At 43.8% G+C, this 18,399-nt stretch carries 14 protein-coding genes; 9 read left to right on the top strand and 5 right to left on the bottom strand.

Features of this window, described 5'->3' with window-relative positions:
• Positions 1 to 12 precede the first annotated feature (12 nt).
• Positions 13 to 480 (top strand): hypothetical protein, encoded by a 468-nt coding sequence (locus tag AC0LWT_RS27915; RefSeq protein WP_474684563.1) that lies wholly within the window; start codon positions 13 to 15, stop codon positions 478 to 480.
• A 115-nt stretch (positions 481 to 595) separates the two neighbouring features.
• Here the strand turns inward: AC0LWT_RS27915 and AC0LWT_RS27910 are convergent, their stop codons facing one another.
• From AC0LWT_RS27910 to AC0LWT_RS27900, 3 genes are all read right to left on the bottom strand, one after another.
• Positions 596 to 1,000, bottom strand: coding sequence for a type II toxin-antitoxin system VapC family toxin (locus AC0LWT_RS27910; RefSeq protein ID WP_474684562.1), 405 nt, complete (start codon positions 998 to 1,000; stop codon positions 596 to 598).
• Positions 997 to 1,230, bottom strand: a complete 234-nt coding sequence (locus tag AC0LWT_RS27905) for a hypothetical protein (protein WP_235886292.1) — start codon at positions 1,228 to 1,230, stop codon at positions 997 to 999. Before AC0LWT_RS27905 ends, AC0LWT_RS27910 begins: the two co-directional genes overlap by 4 nt.
• Positions 1,231 to 1,926: 696 nt before the next feature.
• Positions 1,927 to 2,178 carry a hypothetical protein gene (locus tag AC0LWT_RS27900; RefSeq protein WP_474684561.1) on the bottom strand — a complete coding sequence of 84 codons (252 nt, stop codon included), beginning with the start codon at positions 2,176 to 2,178 and terminating at the stop codon, positions 1,927 to 1,929.
• Between the two features lie 11 nt (positions 2,179 to 2,189).
• Here AC0LWT_RS27900 and AC0LWT_RS27895 point away from each other — a divergent pair, with 11 nt between their 5' ends.
• The 5 genes from AC0LWT_RS27895 to AC0LWT_RS27875 all read left to right on the top strand — a co-directional run bounded on the left by AC0LWT_RS27895 (position 2,190) and on the right by AC0LWT_RS27875 (position 12,043).
• Entirely contained in the window at positions 2,190 to 2,399 is a 210-nt protein-coding gene (locus tag AC0LWT_RS27895) for a DNA/RNA helicase domain-containing protein (protein WP_474684637.1), read from the top strand.
• Positions 2,400 to 2,582: 183 nt separating this feature from the next.
• Entirely contained in the window at positions 2,583 to 5,336 is a 2,754-nt protein-coding gene (locus AC0LWT_RS27890; RefSeq protein WP_474684560.1) for an MrcB family domain-containing protein, read from the top strand.
• Positions 5,308 to 7,722 carry a DUF2357 domain-containing protein gene (locus AC0LWT_RS27885; RefSeq protein WP_474684559.1) on the top strand — a complete coding sequence of 805 codons (2,415 nt, stop codon included), beginning with the start codon at positions 5,308 to 5,310 and terminating at the stop codon, positions 7,720 to 7,722. Before AC0LWT_RS27890 ends, AC0LWT_RS27885 begins: the two co-directional genes overlap by 29 nt.
• A 466-nt stretch (positions 7,723 to 8,188) precedes the next feature.
• The gene (locus tag AC0LWT_RS27880; RefSeq protein ID WP_474684558.1) at positions 8,189 to 9,454 is read left to right on the top strand and encodes a class I SAM-dependent methyltransferase; all 1,266 of its coding nucleotides are present in this window, start codon (positions 8,189 to 8,191) and stop codon (positions 9,452 to 9,454) included.
• Positions 9,455 to 9,457: 3 nt separating this feature from the next.
• Positions 9,458 to 12,043, top strand: a complete 2,586-nt coding sequence (locus tag AC0LWT_RS27875) for a metallophosphoesterase (protein WP_474684557.1) — start codon at positions 9,458 to 9,460, stop codon at positions 12,041 to 12,043.
• A gap of 48 nt (positions 12,044 to 12,091) precedes the next feature.
• Here AC0LWT_RS27875 and AC0LWT_RS27870 read toward each other — a convergent pair whose 3' ends face one another.
• Positions 12,092 to 12,379 carry a hypothetical protein gene (locus AC0LWT_RS27870; protein WP_474684556.1) on the bottom strand — a complete coding sequence of 96 codons (288 nt, stop codon included), beginning with the start codon at positions 12,377 to 12,379 and terminating at the stop codon, positions 12,092 to 12,094.
• 204 nt (positions 12,380 to 12,583) lie between these two features.
• Between AC0LWT_RS27870 and AC0LWT_RS27865 the strand changes: the two genes are divergently transcribed.
• Positions 12,584 to 13,489, top strand: coding sequence for an ATP-grasp domain-containing protein (locus AC0LWT_RS27865; RefSeq protein ID WP_474684555.1), 906 nt, complete (start codon positions 12,584 to 12,586; stop codon positions 13,487 to 13,489).
• Between the two features lie 84 nt (positions 13,490 to 13,573).
• Here the strand turns inward: AC0LWT_RS27865 and AC0LWT_RS27860 are convergent, their stop codons facing one another.
• Positions 13,574 to 14,107, bottom strand: coding sequence for an O-acetyl-ADP-ribose deacetylase (locus AC0LWT_RS27860; RefSeq protein ID WP_474684554.1), 534 nt, complete (start codon positions 14,105 to 14,107; stop codon positions 13,574 to 13,576).
• Between the two features lie 633 nt (positions 14,108 to 14,740).
• Between AC0LWT_RS27860 and AC0LWT_RS27855 the strand changes: the two genes are divergently transcribed.
• Positions 14,741 to 16,234 carry a TROVE domain-containing protein gene (locus AC0LWT_RS27855; RefSeq protein WP_474684553.1) on the top strand — a complete coding sequence of 498 codons (1,494 nt, stop codon included), beginning with the start codon at positions 14,741 to 14,743 and terminating at the stop codon, positions 16,232 to 16,234.
• A gap of 257 nt (positions 16,235 to 16,491) precedes the next feature.
• A complete protein-coding gene (locus tag AC0LWT_RS27850) occupies positions 16,492 to 18,399 on the top strand; it encodes a leucine-rich repeat domain-containing protein (protein WP_474684552.1) in 1,908 nt (635 codons plus the stop codon).

The following is an 18,399-nucleotide window of genomic DNA, read 5'->3' as shown; positions in this document are numbered from 1 at the left end:
GAAGAACTGTACTTGGCCTTTAAATTACCGAAGGGTGCTGCGGATTATTTCCGGCTGATTAAAGAACAACCTGGTGGCGTGAAATTTAAATATGATTTTGATATTTACTACTTGTGTTTAATGGTCGGTCTTGCAAAGCGTAAACTCGGGGATATAGATAGAATTAGACACGATCACTTCACAGATTCTTACCCTGGTCCATACGCAGACAAATTATATTTGATTGCGGGATTACTTGTTGACGCAGAAATGGATCGAAAAAAGATTGAGTCTCACAACCGAGACAGTATTCAAAATCTGATTTTATCACTCATCGATCATGAGGAGCCAACTAAATTAAGTTCTAATGGGTTTGATTTTCTAAACCGTTATGCAGCCGGAGGACTAGACATTATCAGTGATAACATTTCCCGTACGCGAGAGTTGGAGGCCTTTCTCGTACATTATTACAATTTGTTAAATTCAGATGCTATCGCATAAAGCTGCTTCAGTATCTGGATTTGGAAAGGGAGAGCATTTATTCGCTCTCCCTTCGCTTACATGTACAGACCAAGAGTGTGGAAAATCTAAGTCGTCTTCTACGTTGTCTTTATCATCATACTTTTAACAAAGTCATCCCATACTCATTCGTAACAAAGTTCATGTCTGAATCCCGGGAAACCAGTATTAAATTAGCTGTAAAGGCAGTTGCAATAATGAGTGCATCAGGAGTTTTTATTTTCCGTCCCTTGCTTCTTTGCTCGCTTTGCATAGAAGCTGCTTTTCTTGCGACAGCGGAATCGACATGTATCATATGCCTAGGGGAGAAAAGCCTTTCTGCGATTAAGAACTGATTGTGTTTGACACCGCTCAGTACTTCACATTCCGTAATCGTCGAAAAGAATATTCGCCGTTTTTCTTCTTGGGCTTGTCGTACTAAGTTAACGGCGGCATGATCGTTGTCCAGAATGGCGATGACGATGTTCGAATCGAATAAATATCCGGAGTGGTTGTGGGTCACTTTCCCCAGCCCTCCCGTGACTCCTGAATGTGGTCTAATAATTCTTGCGCTTCCCCGGGCTTCAGAATTCCAGCCACACTTAAAATGTCATCTACTGAGTAATCATCAAAGTCCTCGATGGTTTCTGCTTCAAGATCTATGACAAGCTTCTTGGTGGAAATATTGTTTTCAGATAAAAACTCCCTTAAGTCCTTTGCTATATGAGGATGGAGTTTGCGTACCATTGACATGGAGAACCACTCCTTTTAAATTGAATTCTGAATCGTTTGATTCCTACGAACCTCTTCGATCTCTACTTACAAATAATTATACCCGATAATGGAACTACTGGATACAGACGTTGAAGCATCGCATAATTATACTTTTTGTACCGACCATAATTTGACCACGTACTCGTCGGAAGCAGTATTTCATCAGCACGCATTGAACGTATTTAGCTTAATTTCCAGACGCAAAAGACCACAAGTTCAGCAAAATCCCATAAAACCGTTCTAATGTTATGGGCGGCATGATGTAACTGTACTATTAATTCAGATAATGATGGGGGACGAATTGGGGACGAAAGCCATCAATTCCGAGTAAACGTCAACCAGACAGAACCCTATAAGATTGGAGAAATCCCTTATAAATCAAGGCTTTATCCCGCCGCGCCAGGTAGAAACCAAATAGCCTATGCTCCCGCATACGGTGCATATGGAAGCGGTAGTGTCATTGCATCGGGTTTTCAATTAACGGGGATGCCTAAGCCTTCATTGTAAACTATACACAGAAACAGCCCTTTACCGCTTTATTCGGCGGTCGAGGGCTGTTTCTTGTTATTCAATCGTCAAGCAATTGCTTTAATTAAGTTGGTTTCAACTTTATTTGATGAGATAATAGGGTAATCCTTGTAGGGATCTTTAGTTCAAACTATGTATTAGTTCTGACTAGTAAATAAATTTGTCTAATTCAGCACCAGTCATTGCTTTATTACTGTACAAGTAAGGGATGGCATCATGGTAGTCTTTTAAGAACGACTGGTCACTTTCTGTTTTCTCGTTAATATATTTATATCTCCAGTTATGATCTTCTTTTGGTATTGCAAGTTTGAGTTCTTTCTTGGTGGTCCGATAACGAGTTTTCCCTTTTGGATTAGTATATGCGGTTTCTTTTTTAGCTCTTTCTAGAATTACACGCATATGATCTTAAGATATTCGATGATCCGAATGAGCTTCAGAGTGAAATTTTCAAGAAGAACCTAGCTAATAATAAAGCAAGAATACTTACGGGATACTGTTGGGATTGGAAGATCGAAGGAAAAGGGAATAGTACGGTTCATGATATTTTTATTGAAGAACACAACTTTTCTATGAGTTGGAATTTGAGCAATACAACTACATTCATATGTATCAAGCTTTAATAATTTACCCATCGCTGCGGAAGGACCTAATATTTACCGACCGAGTAGTGACGGAGAATAACTTTTAATCGCTAATGTTAATTGCATTAGCGTTTTTGCTGTGAAAAGCAGGGATATACTACCATTTTGTCGAATGCATTGGACAATTGTCATATAACTTGTATAAATAATAAAGGTGATAAAGTGAAACTTCCATCAGAGTTATCCAACATATTTTTCAATAAACAAAAATCCGACAAAATGGTGTTAATACTTGCGCTTTTAACTGAGATGGAAGAAGCAGGTCGGCAAACTGTTTCGCTACTCAAAGTAAAAACCCGCTTCCTCGCACTGCTTCAAGATAGAGAAGCAAGCGGCTTACCTGTCGATCAACCACCTGAGAAAGCCGGAGCTCGCTGGGAATCCATGAGCGTAAGCAATTTGAATTCTGTTATCAGTACCCCTATCTCAGCACTAAGCTCCATTTTGGATCATAATACTGAACAACAAACAATCGGATTCAAGGAAAACTTATACGCCAAATGGCCAGAAGAAGTTCTAGGCGAACTCTATGATTATGCCCAAAGAGAGCTAGAGTACTACTACAACCAGCACAGTACGGGATTCTCTTTGAAAGAAGTTTTATCAGACATCCTATTAACCTATACTCAAGCCAAAAGGGAGAATCTTGCAGGTCATAGACTTGGTAACCTCGTTCGCCAAGAGATTCCAAATGAGCTAAGAAAGCTGCCTTTCATCCATTCCAATTTGAAGATCGCAGGATCAGTTGGACAGGGTAATTGGGCAACTATTCCGTGGGTTGCTATTATGGATAAACGTATCACTGAAACCACTCGGCAGGGGGAGTATGTTGTATACCTTTTTTCTGAAGACATGAAATCTGTCTACCTGACCTTTAATCAAGGTGTTACTATCCCAATTGACACAAAAGGCAGGCCTGCAGCCTACGAATACTTCAAACAAAAAGTACAAGAAATCCGAATACTTCTGCCCTTAGAAGGAATGGAAAAAGACGACGCAATCTACCTAACGTCCGGCGGTTTAGGCCAAGATTATCAGGTATCTACCGTTGCTTATTACCGTTATGACGTGGGACAAATTCCTGATGATAACGAGCTCATCTCAGACTTAAATAATGCTGTAACAAACTATAACGAATACGTCGGAAAAGTATTGAATCCACAATACGATTCTCAATCATCAGTTAGTTTTAATTACACGATCAGCCACCTATACGCTGGACATGGTATTATCAAATATTTGCATGATCAAGGCCCGGATAATATTTCATTGACTGATTTAATCTCAAACCAAGGCACTGTCCTTCTCTCTGGAGATGATGTGAAGCATCCGAAGGAGAGGATCAGACATCTGGGACGGGCGTTTCAAGAGCTTGGCCTTTTGTCTATAAATGGGAATCAATTTTCATTAACCTACCTAGGTCAGGAGTATGCTAAACATTTTGACGAAAATATTTGGGTGTTAAGCGATACGCAAATCAGGCTAATTAGAACTCAGCTCAATAACACTGAAGGACAAACGCCACTTGTCCAAAGTATCAATAAAGCAATCGAAATTTGTCAGGAGTTGGGATCTTTTACACTGGATGATTTCATCCCTCGATTTATCGAAGCGCTAGGTACGCAACAGGCTTGGGTGGAGGTTACTCAGAGGCATAAATCGACTTTCATGCTCAACTGGCTAGAGCTTCTAGAATTCATTTCAAAGTCAGGGCACCAGTATACGTATATGCAATGGGAGGAGATACCTCTTGTGGACTCACTAACTGTTAGCGAGCGGGTAGCAGCCATTAAGAATTTCATTGTCAGTAAAGGCTTTATGTACCCGGATCATTGGATTGAGAACTTCTATTTGTCTTTGAAATCTAAGCCTTTTGTTATTTTGGCAGGGGTTTCTGGTACGGGGAAAACAAAGCTGGTGAAGCTTTTTGCTGAAGCGGTGGGAGCGACTGCAAATAATGGCCAATTCACGTTGATTCCCGTTCGGCCAGACTGGAGCGATCCATCGGATCTTTTGGGGTATAAGGATTTGTCGGGAACTTTCCGACCTGGGAAGATAGCAGAAGTGCTAGTGGAAGCTTCAAAAGCAAGCAATCGGCATAAGCCTTATTTTATATGCTTGGATGAAATGAATTTGGCTCGCGTGGAACATTACTTTAGTGATTTATTAAGTATACTTGAGACGCAAGAATGGCGTAACGATCGGATTGTAACTACACCTCTTTTACATAAGGATTCATTGCAATCTGAGCAGGATAAACAAGTGTATGGTAATCTCCATCTCACAGACAATGTGTATATTGTTGGAACGGTGAATATGGATGAGACGACGCATCCTTTTAGCAAAAAAGTATTGGACCGCGCCAATACGATCGAATTCAACTACATTGACCTCGGGCAGTACCCTGATCTCAATGGATTGTCTGATGCTCCCCATGTTTCGCCGCCGCTTAATTCGTTGTTGAGAAGTGAATATTTGCAATTGGTCGATGTATATCGCGATTATAAGCAATTGACGGAAGAGACGACGGACATTTTAGTTAAAATCAATGGAATTTTGGAGCAAATTCATTCGCATGTAGGCTTTCGAATTCGGGATGCGATTTGTTTTTACATGATTTATAACGAGCGTTTTGATTTATTAAGTAAGGAAACGGCGTTTGATTTGCAATTGTTACAGAAGATCTTGCCTCGGATTCAAGGAAGTAGTCCATCTGTGAAAAAAACCTTGCTTCAATTGATGCAAGTGGCTCAGAATCGTACTTTGCGGATTCAGGATTACATGGAAGATGCATCCAAACTTTATTTTGCGCTGGATCAACTCGCAGCCTCTAAATATCCGCAGAGCGCTCGAAAAATTGCCTTCATGTTACGGAGGTTAGAAGAAGATGGCTTTACCTCATACTGGCTCTCTTAATCAGAGTGCGGAATTACTTCGCATTGAGACGAATCTGTTCAATCTCTATATTCAGGGGAAGCCGTTTCACCCTACAGTGGAAACTTTACAACTCCATCGGGGTGTAAATGAAGAGTGGATCGATGCTCATTTTCATGCTGCATCTCTTGTGGATTCTCTTGAACTAGAGTCGATTTCTGTTTTCTCTCGTGAGCATGGGGGAATGGTTGACTGGAATCAGGGGGATACGTGTACTCCGTGCTTTTTTGAGACGCAATCGTATGAACTGGTTATTGAAAAGAAGGTGGCGGATATCCCCTTATCTTTCCATCACGATAATGTTCTACTTAGGCAGGCTGTTAAGCCACTAGGGAAGATGATTTTATCAGGCGTTCTCCATTTTCAAAATGAGGTTGGACTATCGGAGCTTGAGATTCGGCTAAATGGAGAAGCCATTTTTCGTCTACAATTAGAAATTTTCCCGTCAAAAATGGATTACAAGCATGACTACCAAATGATTCTGAACGATGTGAACGAGCAGATTTACAATCTATCGTTTGATTTTTTACGGAAGACCTATAATCTTACAGGATTGAAGGAAACAAGTCATCAGAGTTTGACAGAGTTTTTTACGATTCTGCAACATGTGTTTACACAGCTAGTTCAAGCGGTTGAGCGGATTAAGTTGTCTCCCCATTCCAAGTTACAAGTGGAAAATCGATTAATTGAAGCTGCACGAGTAAAGAAAGCTGGAAAAGAGAATATTTCTTATTTGGCTAAGCGGCCCCATTTATTGCTTGAGGATCGGAAGAATGGGGTAGTCGAGGTAGAGGGACGACGTTATATTCCTAGCTACTTGCTGGAAACCAGGCGGCATGTCAATTATGATACGGCCGAAAATCGTTTCGTAAAATGGGTGCTTGTACGCATCCAACAGAAGTTAAAAGAGATAAAGATTCGATTAGCGAAAATGAATCGGGTGGCGGATCCACTGTTAACCAAAAAGCTGAATCTCATGCAAGGTCAGCTCCAGCGTTTGTTGCAGTACGATTTTCTGAATGTTGGCGGGATGAGACAACTATCGATATCTCTAGTTTTGCAGATGGCTACGGGGTATCGCGAAGTATATCGGTATTATTTAATGCTATTGAAGGGTTTGTCGATTCAAAATGATCTGTTCCGCCTATCAATGAAGGACTTAGCTCAGTTGTATGAGTATTGGTGCTTTCTGAAGATTCATCATCTTCTAAGAAAAAAGTATGAGTTGCTGAAGCAAGACATTATTAAGGTAAATCATACTGGTCTTTTCGTCACGTTGGATAAGTCGCAGAACGCGAAGATAGTTTATAGGAATCCGCTAAATAGCGAGATTTTTACGTTATATTATAACACGCTGCCTTCAGGAGATAAGAGTCAGACGCTTGCCCAGAAGCCTGATAACATCCTTACTTTGAAGAAAAACGACGCCGCGGCGGAGTACAAATATATTTTCGATGCTAAGTATCGCATTAATCCTGCCTATAAGGGTACTCCTTATTATGAAAAGTACCAGATGCCTGGACCAGAAGAAGATGATATTAATACGATGCATCGGTATCGAGATGCCATTGTATACTCGGAGGGGCAGGGGAAAGAATTTGAGCGAAGCATGTTTGGGGCGTATGTTCTATTCCCTTATCATGATGAGAGGAAGTTTCAGGGGCATCGTTTCTATAAGAGTATTGAGCTTATCAATATTGGGGCTTTTCCATTCTTGCCGAATTCGACGAGCTTGATGGAGAAGTTCTTAGATGAGATTATAATGGATAGTCCCGAGAAGGCATATGAGCGATCGACGAGACCTAGAGGGACCAAGGAGTACTATAGGGACAAGATGTCCGGCAAAAATGTCTTGGTTGGTGCGCTTAGTAAAAAGACGCAACTGGATGCCGCACTTGAGCATGGATTCTATCATACCCCGCTTCGAAACATTACGGATCATAAGATTTTAACCCGGTTAGAATTTGTGGCACTATACCAGTCTATTCATCTATTTGGTAGGGCTGAAGCGGGAATTTCCTGGTATGGCAAGATCCGTGATTGGAAGGTAGTTCCACGTTCGGCCATTAAGCAGATACCCTCGAGTAGAGGGGCAACAGATGAGCTCTACGTTGTTTTTGAAGTGGAGGAATGGCATAGGCGGAAGGACGTTATTGTTCCTGCGGGGCACGGTATACATAGGATTGTGTATACGACGGATTACATGTTTCGTAGAGCTAAGGAAGTCGCGGAATTACGCTTGGAAAGCGATGAAGAACTTAGAGATTGGCGGGAGAAACGGCGCACTGGTAAGGTCAAGGTGACGCTGGATCGGGAGCATGTGGATTTAGGGAGTACTGTTTTGGGGATTGAGGTTCAGGAAGTGTAAGAAAGAGACTCTATATAATAATTAACCATCAAGGGCCCGCTTTTTATAAGTGGGCTCTTTGTTTTCATAGTCACGATTTGGTTAATGCGAATAACTAACCCGTCAACAGAGATGGTGGGTTTGGTTTCTGTCCTGAACTGATTTAGAGGAGGAATGGGATGCTAGTGTGATTCATATTCCCACCCTCGTAATACTTCCACCCTGTTCGTTTGGTTATAACTAAGCGAAAATACGATCAGTGCCCAAGATCATCGAGGCGCTTGGATGGGTTACTTCGCCCATTACGCGACGTGTCGTTGGTTCGAATCCAACTTCCGCTGGAAAAAAGCGGAATAGCTCAGTGGTAGAGCAGTCCGAACCTATCCAACTTTTTTCCTCGATGGTCTTTCCACGATAAGTGACAAAACGAGGGCCCGTAAAGGTTATCCCTCACGGTTCCCAATTTGTAGTTTAGGAGTAGATTGAGATGGCAATTGTCCAAGTCAGATCCACCAACCCTCAGTTTTCGTTTTTGATCAAGAAAAATCCGAATTCCAGCATGATGCTTCGCTCGGTCCGCAGGGGTATGGCGTATGGCTGGTACGCGGATGAGCGGACTTTTAATGTATATTTTAAAGATGCGGACAATGAGATCTCCTATAAGCAGCATGAGCAGGAGAATTTCGAGTATTTGAATGTATCGAGGTACAACACGCCTTTATTTCCGCTGAATACGATTAACGAGTTCTTCTCTGCACCGCTTAAGGCACGAGACGAACGCGACGCGGAGGGTTACGAGCATACTTTTTTCATCAATATGATCCATATCGAACTGGTTCGGTATATTGAGTTTTTTGAGAAGCATTTGAAGGATTTCTCGTTTGAAATCACCCATCAGGCTCATAAGAGCTATTCGCTTACTGTTACGACGAGGAAGAGCCTGTATCAGCTGCTCCATGCCGTAAGTGTTTTGTGCTTGTTCCTTTCCATGTTCGGTAACGAAAATATCGATATCTCGGATAGCATCCTGGATAAGTACATCAAGAGCATGAATGTGATTGATGCGCCATTTTATATTCGCAGCTTGTTTGTACGGAACTTTTTGTCCTCCAGAGATCGGTTTCAGAAGTACAAGGCGGAGCTTGAGAAAACGGAGCGTTATGACATTCAGTTCGCCTACGGGGGGACGGGGCTGCAGCGGAGGAATTACATCGGGAGTGCGCTGGCTTTTGACAAGTCGATCTTGGATGTGGGCTGTGGAGAGGGGTTTTATGCGATTCCTTTTGCCGGGAAAATCGAGGGCAGCTACTATGCGGTAGACATCAATGAGGAGCTGCTGGAGAAGGTAAAGCGTAAAGCGGGGGCCAAAGAGATCGACAATATCGTCACTTTCGGCTCGATCGATCAGTTCCTGGAAAGCTATAACGGGGAGCAGGTTGATGTGATTTTGACAGAAGTCATTGAACATATGAGCCAGGATGAGGCAAAGCTGTTGATCCATCAAATCTGCGCGCATGTCGATTTTGACAAGTTCATCATTACGACGCCTAACGCCGATTTTAACCGCTACTATGAGCTGAGCGATTTCCGGCATGACGACCACAAGTGGGAGATGGGGGAACAATCTTTTCAACAGTGGATGCGTGAAGTGATTAAGGAAACGAATCTGCATGCCGAATTTGTAGCTGTCGGAGACGGCGTCAACAATATCAAGACTACGCAGGGCGTTATTCTTAAGAAAAGGGGGGCCTGACCCATGGACATCCAAACGAAGGTTCACACGGTTTTCATGCTGATCGGGTCTACGGAATGCGGCAAAACGACGTTTGCCAAGGAAGTGCTGATTCCGGGGCTGCGTTTTGAAGATGCCGGCAGGAATGTCAGGGCCAATATTCAATATTTGTCCTCCGACCAGATCCGCCAGGAGATCCTTGGCTATGAATACGACAAGTATGACCAAGTGATGCTTGAGGCCAGTGAGCAAGCTTTTCACCTGTTGTTTGAAAGGCTGAAGATGGCGACGGCTTTTCCGGTCAAGGCGGAGTTTGTGGTCGTTGATACAACCGGGTTGTCTGAGGATTTTCGGGCAAAGGTGAAGGAGATTGCGTTTCAGAACAACTATAACCTTGAGGTCATTGTTTTCGATTATCGAAAGCGGGACGATTACTATGCGTCGGAACGTTCGAAGAAGCTGATCACGAACCACATTAACCGGTTGAAAAAGGACGTCCTCGGCTCGCTGGCTCGCGAAGGATACGGCAAGATCCATAAAGTGCGTGCAAAGGACTTTTATCTGGCCGAAGAAGGAAAGGCGAATCCAGAATACAACATCGTCATCGAGGATTTGGATGCTTACTTAGCGGCCATCCTCCCTCCGGATCAGCAGTACGTCATCATTGGCGATGTCCACGAATGTGTGGATGATTTGAAGGGGCTGCTGCTTGACTATGGATACCGGATCGAAGCAGGTAAGCTGGTTGCGCCGGAGAAGCTGAAGCAAACTAAGCTTGTTCTGGTCGGGGACTGGATTGATAAAGGCAAACAAACGAAGGACATCGTTCAGTTCCTGTATGATAACCAGGAGCACTTTTACTTCGTGCTTGGGAATCACGAAAACTTTGTTTACAAGTATACGCGGGGCGAAATTAACGGCGTCGACCAAGAGCTGCTGCATACATATTTTGACTCAGCGCAAGTATTGTTGAGCGATCCGGATTTGCTGGGAAAATTCCAGCACCTGGCGTCGATTTCGCAGCCATTTTATCGGTATGTGGGGGCGAAGGGGCCGTCCTTCTATGTCACTCATGCCCCGTGCCGGAATAAGTACATCGGTAAGCTGGATACGAATTCCGTCCGGCATCAGAGGAGTTTTCGGATCGACCGGGAAGCGCCGCTGGAGGGGCAGCTTGCTTTTGTGCAGGAGGAAGCGGTCAAAAATCATCCTTACCACGTGTTCGGACATGTCGCGGCCAAGCAGTCTTTCCGGATCAGGAACAAAATCCATATCGATACCGGCAGCGTATATGGCAACCTGTTGACCTCCGTCAGCATTTCGTATAAACCGTTTATGAAGTCCCGGAAGTCCAGCCAAGCGGTGATTGCCGAGGAACTGCAGATCCTATTCAAGCAAGAGCGAAAGGTGTCCATTCAAGATCTTGGGGAAGATGACATTCGCCGACTTCACTATTGCACGCGAAACAAAATCAATTTCATCTCAGGTACCATGTCACCGGCGGATAAGAACGACGAGACGAATGAACTGGAGTCTTTAAAGCGCGGTCTCGATTATTTCAGGGAACGCGGCGTCCGGCAAGTTGTCCTGCAGCCCAAATATATGGGTTCGAGATGCAACGTTTATTTGCATAAGAATCAGGAGCAATGCTTCGCAGTCAGCCGTAACGGCTATAAGATCAATCAGGTGGATTTATCCGAAATTTACGGCAAGCTGCTGCTCAAGTTCGGCGGCTATATGGAAGAGCAGAAGATTGCCATGCTGATTTTGGACGGGGAGCTTCTCCCGTGGAAGGCGCTGGGCGAAGGGCTGATCGACAGACAGTTCAAGCCCATTGAGAAAGCGCTGGAGACAGAGCTGGCGTTCCTGCAGCAAAACGGTTTTGAAGAAGCCTACAGTAAACTTATTGCCGAATATGAAGCGAGCGGGTTTGAAAAAGACCAGCATCATACCGCCAAGTCCGCTTTAAGCGACAAATACGGCGCGAGTGTGTACCAAAATTATAAGTACGTCCATGATATTCGGGAAACTTATGTCCCTTTATCCGAACACATGGAGGCCTATCAAACGTACAGAAGACAGTTGGAGCTGTATGCGGAAGACGAGGCCATGGAGTATAAGCCGTTTGCCGTTCTGAAAATCGTATATGAGGACGGAAACGAACAAGTCCCGGAATGGAAGACCTCTGAAATGTACGGTTTTCTGTCTGAAGACGAGGCGCTCACGCTGGATCTGTCCGAGCCGGACTGCTTGGAGAAAGCGGATTACTACTTCTCTAAGCTTACGATGGAGAACCATATGGAGGGCGTCGTGATTAAACCGGAGATGTGGGATGGAAAAACGGTGCCCTATATGAAGGCGCGGAATCCCGATTATTTGTCCATCATTTACGGGTACGACTACAAGTTCCCGCATAAATACCGCAAGCTGATGAGGCAAAAGAATGTGGGTCAAAAGCTTCGTACCTCGCTTAATGAGTATCAGCTTGGAATGCGAATGCTGGCGGTGCCATTTGACGAGATTGCGCCTGAGCATGAGGCCTATAAAGAGATCGCGGCCAATTTGCTGTTTGAAGTTGCGCAGGAGCGGGAGATTGACCCGCGTCTGTAAAAGGATATAAAAGTTCAAGCGCCGGGCTTCCCTGACCGACGCTTGAGCTTATTTTCTTTTATAGAACTTTTCCCAGTGTTGAATGACTTCTGCCTGTGTTAATAACCGACCCCGAAGCCATGGGGATGTCTTCCATTCGTGTATTGCTTGCTGACTGGTTTTGAAGAAACGGTAGTCGCAAATATTCCAGGAACAGAATAATTTTCGATACCACTTGCCATTTTGAACGTCGTCTGTGAAGCGTCGCACCGCTTTGTTGGCCTGCCGTTTACTCCAGCGGGTACCGGGTGTATGGTGGTCTGTCCATACGGTTGATTTTTTTACACTTCTGCTCATTTGACTCTCTAACCTCCTTAGGGGGAAGCTAGAGGCCGTCTAATGTTTTCATATTTCACCTCATCTAAAATTTGTTGTTTTCTGTATATATAAACGCCGTCGACAAAAATATGTTTCCATAAAAATGAAATTTTCTCCCCCTGAGGAACACCAACATATGGTACGATTTGGCTAGTATTATTTTGTTATGTGGGGGGATACCGGATGAAGATCTTATTTTGCTCTGATCCTTTGAATAGCAAGGCGGTAGATCAGGAGTATGAACAGGAATACAAATGTGCCCGACGATTGGGAATGGATGTCCATTTGATCTCGCTGGAGTCCGTTTTAGACGGGGAGTTAACCCAGGCAGTTAAGCGAATTCCAACATTCGAAACGCCTGAAAGGTTCATCTACAGGGGATGGATGCTTAAGCCGCACGATTACGAACAATTATATTATGCACTAGAGCGGAAAAATGCCGTCTTGATCAATTCTCCTACGGAATATAAAAATGGGCACTATTTCCCTTATTCTTATGAGGCCATTAAAAAGGCGACCCCGCAGAGTATTTGGCTCGAAATAGGAGAACTTTCAAATGGGTATGATGCTTTGTTTGAGAAGATGCGCATATTCGACAACAAACCGGTTATTGTCAAGGATTATGTAAAATCCAGAAAGCATGAGTGGGAAGAAGCCTGCTATATACCCAAAGCATCCGACAAGCAGAGAGTTCAAATGGTCCTTCGAAACTTCATCGATCGCCAAGGCTCGGAGCTTAACGGCGGCATCGTGATTCGCGAGTTTATTCAGTTGGAGGCGCTCACCAAGCATCCGAAAAGCGGTATGCCTTTATCGAACGAGTACCGGCTGTTTTTTCTTCATCACAAGCTGATAGAATGTACGGAGTATTGGGATGAGGCGGTCTACCAAGAGGAGATTCCAGGGCTTGATTCATTTATAGAGTTAGCCGAGGGTGTAGCGAGCCGTTTTTTTACGATGGACATTGCCAAAACCGCAAGCGGAGAATGGACGGTTATTGAAATAGGGGATGGGCAGGTCTCCGGGCTTCCGAGTCATGCGGATCCGGAACATTTTTATAAATCAATATTGGAGTCTGAGGTTAATTAGGGCTTGCTGAGGGGAGCATTATAGCACCTAGTTGCCTGCGAAGACTCGTTAAACTTTGGAATAGAAACATGGGAGGAGCATATGTCAGAAAAACAATTTACGATATATATCAAAATTCTCATCATCAAAGCAGACAAAATATATCTGCTCAATCGTTCCCTGGTCGGCACTTAACACAGCCTCAAGCGCGGTTTCAGCCGCGAGCTGTTTAGGAAAACGATAAATACCTGTGCTGATATTCGGAAAAGCAATGCTCTTGGCTTTATATTCCGAGGCAAGTAGCAGTGAATTTTTATAGCAGCTTCTTAGTTTTTCAATTTCGTTGTTAGTTCCTCCATTCCATACAGGGCCCACGGTGTGAATAACATAGGAGGCAGGCAGGTTGCCTGCTGTAGTAATGACTGCTTCGCCGACTGCGCAGCCCCCTTGCCGCTCTCTGATCTTTACGCATTCTTTGAGAATGCTTTTGCCGCCGGCCTTATGAATGGCACCGTCCACGCCACCGCCGCCTAGTAAGCTTGTGTTCGCCGCGTTGACGATGATGTCGGCCGTTACTTTCGTAATGTCCCCTTTAATCAGGGAAATGGTAGTTTGATTGACCTTAATGTAGTCCTTCATTTTACTCCTCCATCAGTAAGTTCATCTACGATCTTTTACGCGAATCCAAATTCTGTTCGATATTTTTCAGAATGTCATCCTCTTCCTCTATTGTAACAGGGGTGGGATTTGGGCGAAATGGAAAAGTTTATGTTCGGTCGTAATACTTTCGCCATGTTCATTGCTCCGAAAATAAGCGAATATAGACACAGAAGGCCGATGCGGCAAACGTGGCGGCTGAAAAGATCATCGAGGCGCATGGAAGGGTTACTTCGACTTTTAATCGGCTTGTCGTTGGTTCGAGTCCAACTTCCTCCCGATGGGGGAATAGCTCAGTTGGTAGAGCAGCATGTACCTTTCCGACCAACTTCCTCGATGATCTTCAAAAAGTGAATCGCGAAGCGAGGCGCCAGAAAGGGTTCCTTCGACTTATATGGGATAAGTATTGATGGTGTCTGTCAGGCACTAACGGCCTTTTCAATCATTTCCTCGCTTCGTTATGAAATAAGTTAAGCAGCCGATGAGGCGCTGGGATGGGTTACTTCGAGCTTAATCGACCAATGGTATACCCGGGCAATACGGCAGGTTCGACTCCTGCAGCAAACCTATCCCGCTTTTTCCTCACCGGTGTTACATGAAGGAGGGTATTTTATCGTGAGTATAGCAAAGAAAGTGTTCGGCTCGCTTAGACCGGATACATGGAATAAAGATCGCTACCCGGCATTCACACGATCTCTTGAGGAGCAGTATTTACAGACGCTTCTGACCAATACGATAAGCAACACTTTTTATGCGGATCAAAATGAGCTGCTTAGCGAGGCGGGACAGTTCCATCATGAGATGGCGGACAGCAATCCGAGTTTCATGGCCAAGGCGATTGTGTTTGCGCGGAACGAAGGTTTTATGAGGCTGCAGCCTTTGTTTGGCTTAGCTATCCTTTCGATTTATCGTCCGGATTTGTTTGCGAAGATTTTCCTGCAGGTTGTGCGGGTTCCTTCCGATTTGTCGGATTTCCTAACGATACTGAAAGGACTTGGACGCGGTGAAGGAGGCCGAGCCGTCAAGCGGCAGGTGAACCGTTTTTTATCCGGAGTGTCCGAATATTGGGCAATCAAGTATAACGGACGTGGACGCGGATACAGTCTGGGGGATGCCATTGCAACCGCACATCCGAAGCCGGAAGACTTGAAGCAGCAGGCATTGTTCCGGTATTTGAGGGGGCTGGAGGCTAATCTTACCTTGGTGCCCCAAGTCGAGGCCCTGGAAAAGCTGAAGCTTGCTTTGACCGAAGAAGAGCAGATCGCGTGGATTGAACGCGGCAAGCTTCCGTATGAAACGGTTACCGGGGCTATCAAACCGTCCAAAGCCGTTTGGGAAGCGCTGCTTTACCAGATGCCGACATTCGCCCTTCTCCGGCATATGAACGCTTTGCAGAGGGCCGGGGTCTTGGAGGAACAACGCAACCTGGACTATGTCGTACAACGTATAACCGACGAACAGGCACTGAGGAAAGCCAAAATCCTGCCGTTCCGGTTAGCAACGGCTTTCCGTCAGGTGGATCATCCGGAGCTTCGGGATGCTTTGCGGGAAGCCGCTGAGCTTACGTTTGATAACCTCCCGGAACTCGGAGAACAAACGGCGATTTTCCTTGATATATCCGGCTCAATGAACGGCCAATATTTGGAGATCGGTTCGGTATTTGCTTTGGCTCTGTACAAAAAAACGCAGGGCAACTCGTTGTTCTGGCTGTTCGATACGGAGGTCATGGACGCCAAGCCTTCCCGCAAAGACAGTATTTTAACGCAGGCGGCGCAAATCCATGCCCGTGGAGGAACCGATACGGGGGCGCCCGTTCGGAAGCTGATCCAGGAGCGGAGGAAAGTAGACCAAATCATTATCATCACAGACGAGCAGCAAAACAGCGGAAGCCCGTTTTACGAGCAGCTAAAACTGTACCGCTCGAAAGTAAACCGGGATGTGAAGGCATTTATCGTTGACATTGCTCCCTACCGGCATGCGATGGTACCGGATCAGGATCCGCAAACGTTCTACATTTATGGATGGAGCGATACCGTACTTTCCTATATCGCGCAGTCTGTACAAGGCTACTCCTCGCTAGCGGAGCGGGTCGATGCGATCGATATTTAGGAGAAAAATATAGAAGGATAAAGGAGGACGATTGCTGCCTCCTTTTTATTATTTATGAACCCATGCCAATAGGTGGCCTCTTATTAGCACTTCAAGAATAAAAATGGAAGGGAAGTATTCCCATTTTGTCGAATGAAGAGGAATAAGTTATTGCTTGCAGATCGTTCGAGAGCTAGTCAGCTCAAATTTTTGTAATTGTAAAATTTAGTATACGATTTAGTCACGTTTGACTATAATGAGAGCGGGAGGAGTAAAACTTGATATTTAGCAGATTTCGTTATATTGCTGCAATACTAATAGTCTCTTTGTCAATTGGGGTATTTACATTTTATTCAAGCGTTGCGAAGGCCGTTTCGACTAGTGTGGTGAATATCGAAGATCCTGCATTAAATGCTTTTCTTCATAAACAATTGAGAATTCCAGATGACACTCCTTTAACCGAAGAGGACATGCTGTCGTTACACACTATTTCTAGAGCTAGTTGGTTAGGAATCAAAAGTCTAAAAGGATTGGAGTTTGCAACCAATCTTACCACACTGCATATTGAGGAAAATAAAATTTCAGACCTTTCACCTATAGCAAATTTAAGCCAGTTAACTTCTATTGATTTTAATCATAATGAAATAACAGACATTACTCCTTTACAAGGCCTTACAAATCTCAAATATCTCTCTCTATACAATAACCAAATAAGTAACTTAGAGCCTCTGAAGCAGCTATCGAAGCTCCAAAGTCTTGATTTATATGATAATAATGTATCTGATCTTTCCCCCTTGCAAGGATTAAAAAATTTGGATTCGATAACGGTTTATTTTAACCACATCAAAGATATCTCTCCGTTGTCAGGTTTAACGAATTTGAAGACTTTATATATAGATCATAACCAGATCGATGATATTAGTTCATTACATAATTTAACGAAACTTACTTCACTATCAATCAGCGGAAACCGTATATCAGACATTCAGGTCCTTAGAAACATGCCTGATATCTGGATTTTACATCTTGAAAATAACCCTTTGAAAGACTTTACCGCGTTGAAATATTTGAAAAAACTTGAACGTCTAAATATTTCAAATTTTGATATCGAAGATCTCTTTTTCCTGCAAGATATGCAAAGTTTAACGGATTTAGATCTTTCTAAAAATCACATAAAAGATATAAGGCCGCTCTCCAAGTTAACAGCATTAACCAGTTTGAATTTAATGGAAAATCAGATCATGGATCTCAATCCGCTAACCCTGTTGAATAACTTAACGGATTTACAGATCAGTAGTAATCCGATCACGGATATTACTCCGCTACAACAATTGTCTAGCCTATCGACCTTGTTTTTGGACCGTGTACCTGCACAAGACTTTTCGAAGATGGGCTATATGACTAATCTTTCATTTTTGACTATGAACTATAATAGTATTTCCGATATCAACTTCATTTCTAACTTAGAGAGACTGCAATACATTTCTCTTGATGGGAATAACATTCAGGATTTAAGCCCGGTTAAAGGACTTAGCCATTTGGTAGGTTTAAGCGCATCTAATAATAGGCTGTCCGATATTCAAGCGCTAAAAACGCTCTCAACCTTAAATGATTTGGATATAAGTTACAATCGTATCAAGGACATTTCAGCAATTAATACTCTTAGAAAGTTAAATAAAGTAAATCTTTCTCATAATCAGATAACCAATATCGAGGCATTAAACGACCATTCGAATCTTTGGGAAATTGAAATAGTAAACAATCCGCTTGATGATCTTTCGGTTAAACTGCTCCAGGATGCCCAAAAACGCGGGGTTGTCATTTCCTATGGCGATGAGGTTGTCGTCATGATTAATAAAGTTGTTCAACTTTTCTCCAATGGCGAGAAACCGGTACTAGAGAATGGTAATGTGCTGCTTCCCATGCGCCGAATATTTTTTGCACTAGGGGCTAGTGCCTCTTGGAATGAAGAAACCCGAACTGTAACAGCGACAAAGGGCAGCACGGTGATTAAGTTAACTATTGATTCGAATGAAGCCTGGGTCGATGGACGCAGTGTTCAACTGGAAGCAGCTCCTAAACTTCAAAATGGAACTACATTTGTCCCGGTCCGAATTATCAGTGAAGCCTTTGGGGTAAAAGTAAATTGGGATGGTCAAAATCATACTGTAATTATAGGGGAGTGA

The sequence above is a fragment of the Paenibacillus sp. sgz302164 genome (assembly GCF_056120505.1).
The sequence above is the reverse complement of the archived record's forward strand: the minus strand, read 5'-3'. Positions and strand labels throughout refer to the sequence as shown.